At 49.4% G+C, this 3,040-nt stretch carries 1 protein-coding gene; it reads right to left on the minus strand.

Translation table 11 applies throughout. The features are described 5' to 3' along the window. Window positions 1-432: 432 nt before the first annotated feature. The gene (locus QCH34_RS09820; RefSeq protein WP_366898544.1) at window positions 433-3,033 is read right to left on the minus strand and encodes a PAS domain S-box protein; all 2,601 of its coding nucleotides are present in this window, start codon (window positions 3,031-3,033) and stop codon (window positions 433-435) included. Window positions 3,034-3,040: the final 7 nt, after the last annotated feature.

The raw sequence follows: 3,040 nt of genomic DNA on the forward strand, positions 1-3,040 counted from the left end.
CACTCCAGATATCGATAGATCTCTTCCCATTTTGAGGGGGTGGCATATGATCGACCATCACCTGAAGTGTCTGAAGATCCCGGAAGAAGTATGTGAATGCCATTCCTGTTATAATATGATCATGGAGACTATATAAATGGGGTTTGTAATATCGGGATGGTTATCCACGTTCCCATTTCGCCCCCTAATTTACTGCTACCGGATTCCCGGGTTCTCTATCTGTCGACATCCCTGTGCTGATCCCGTTCCCTCTTATAAATCCGCACTCAGAACGGTACAAAAAAGATGGATCGCAATAGCCGGATCTCAACTCTGGTGTTGGGCATGAATCTGATAATATGCCTTTAGGGAAGGAAGCCTTCTAAGGTGAAGTCCGTACGTAAATATTGCGAGTAGAATCTGGTACGAGAATATCCGTTCCTGTTTTAATTCCTATCGCCCCTTCTGCCATGCCCCCTCCGGCACTATAATCTCAAACCTCGCCCCTTTGCCATAGGTTCCGGTTTCCTGAATTGTAATCCTGGTAATGGCGAGGATCTCGCGGGCAAGGAAGAGTCCAAAACCGGTGTTTTTGCCAAAACCCCGTACAAAGATCTCTTCTTTCTGATCATCAGGGATGCCGGGGCCGTCATCCTCCCAGATGATTGCGAGATCCCCTTCCCTCTCCTCACATGAGATGACGATCCGGGTTGCAGTCTGTGCGTGCAGGATGGTGTTCACATAGAGGTTCTGGAAGACCTTCTCAACCATCGGATCGGCATAGAATGAGATCTCCGGGCATGTATTCTGAACCGGGAGCTGCCTGTCATCTATCCTCGAAATGAGAGGAGCGAGCTCCATCCAGCTGGATTCCTGTATCCCTATCTGCTCATATTCCCGCATAAAGACAATCTGGCGCTCAATGGCATCAGTGGCTTTTCGGATCTCATCATGGCAGATGCCTGTATATTGTTTATCTTCCCGATCCAAAGCGATCTCAAGCAGCCCCCGGATCGTCATGATTTTATTGGCTACATCATGACTCGTTATGGATGAGAGAATCCTGAGTTTCTTGTGGGCTTGCGATAATGCAACTTCTGCTTCCTTGCGATCGGTGATATCATATATTGAGGCGACAGACTGGCTGGTACCCGGAATCATCCCCACTGTTACAAGTGTTGAATGGGATGCGTCCCCCCGATCAATGAATGTGAATTCATATCTCTGCGGGGGATCCTCCCCTGTTTCTCTTCTCTGCCGGTGGTATGCGATCATCTGTTCACGATCAGTATCACTGACAAATTCCGTCCAGCTCCTGCCGATCACCTCATCCTTCGAATAACCACATAGTTTCTCAAAGGCACTGTTGCAGAGGGATATTACCGTATCCTTCTCGATGATTAATGAAGCGGCATTTGTATGTTCGAAGATAGCCTGATATCGCTCCTCGGAGAGTGCAAGCTGCTTTTGTGCGGTAACAATTTCATCCAGACGATTCCGGATCTCCTCCTCAGATGCAGTTAGCTGTTCATTTGCCTGATGGAGTCTGGCAACCGTTCTGATCCGCTCAATATATTGGCCGATCTGATCGGCAATGGTACTGATAAGTATCTCTTCCTCATCCAGGATCTGATTGTCCTCCATGAGGCAGATGGTTATCGAGCCAACAGGCTCCTTATGAACGAAGATCTCTGTCTGTTTACTCCAGGGCTTCAGCTGATAATCTGATGTGGAGTACTCTTCCTCATCAATCCTGATGCTGGCGGCTGTAATCTCAGGGTGCTGGAAGCCACCCGGTATGATCTCTGCGATCGCCTGCATCACCTCAGCATATGGCCTGCCAGATCCCTCTATTGCGTCAGATATCCTGTAGAGGCATGAGAGCTCCTTGATCCTCTCATTCAGTGCATTTTCAGCATCCTTTCGATCGGTGATATCCAGCAGGATACCGTTGAATAGAAGCTCATTCCCTCGCTGAATCGGACGGGACATCCCCTGGAACCAGATCTCTTCTCCGGAAGGCCTGATGAATCTCCCCTCATAATTCCAGGGGAGGCCGGCCTTTGTAGCATCCTCAATCGACTCGAGGAATGAATCACGATCACGGGGATCCACCTGCTCTGTAAAACGGCTGAGGAATCCCTCCGGAGAACTGCTGATACCAAACACCTCATCTGCCCGGCTGCTGATATAATATAATCCCTTTTCTCCATCCGATTGTGAATAGAACTGGAAGACCACTCCCGGAATCATCTCAGTAATCTCGGTAAGCTGCTCCTGCTGACTCTGGAATTCCTCTTCGATCCGGCGTCTTTTAAGGACCTGCCAGAGCCCCTGCATCAGGAGCGTGAGCTGACGGGTATCGTTATCAGTGTAATCCAGTGGATTATTTGCTACCCCGGCGACGATCACGATCTGATCCCCGTCAAGGATTGGGACGTTCATATGTCGGATGAGCTGTGGGTGTCCCTCAGGATATCCCTTCTTCTCCGTACCCACGGCTGCATAGTCATTTGTGATCACCGGACAGCGCTGCCGCACCGCCTCTCCCCATAACCCTGTCTTCTCCACTGCATACACGATAGGCTTCTCCTGCATGGAGCATTCCTTCATGGCAGTTTCAGACCATGCGTACATCGATAGTTCGCTCTCATCATCATTCAGGAAGGCGAGGTATCCAAGCTGGCTCCCTGTGATCACGCATGCTCCTTCCAAGGCATAGGCAAGCAGTTCCTTCTCCGGCAGGTGTGCCCTCTCATAGAAGCCAAGCAGGTATCTGAGCCGCGATTCGCTCTCGCGGATGATCTGTTCGGCGGTTCTTCGTTCGGTTATGTCGGTGATAAATCCCTCTAAAGCCACTACCTCGCCGCTCTCAGAATATACACCGGATCCCTTCTCCCAAACCCACTTGATCTGCCCTCCTTTCGTGAGGATTGGATATTCCAGAACTAAAATTCCATGATTGGCAAGAGTTTGCGACCATTGCTCATGTAAACAATCCCGATAATCCGGATGAATTACATCATTATAGGAAATTTTTCTGTTGTCGATAATATCCCAA

The sequence above is a fragment of the Methanocalculus sp. genome, from assembly GCF_029762515.1.
GTDB lineage: Archaea > Halobacteriota > Methanomicrobia > Methanomicrobiales > Methanocorpusculaceae > Methanocalculus.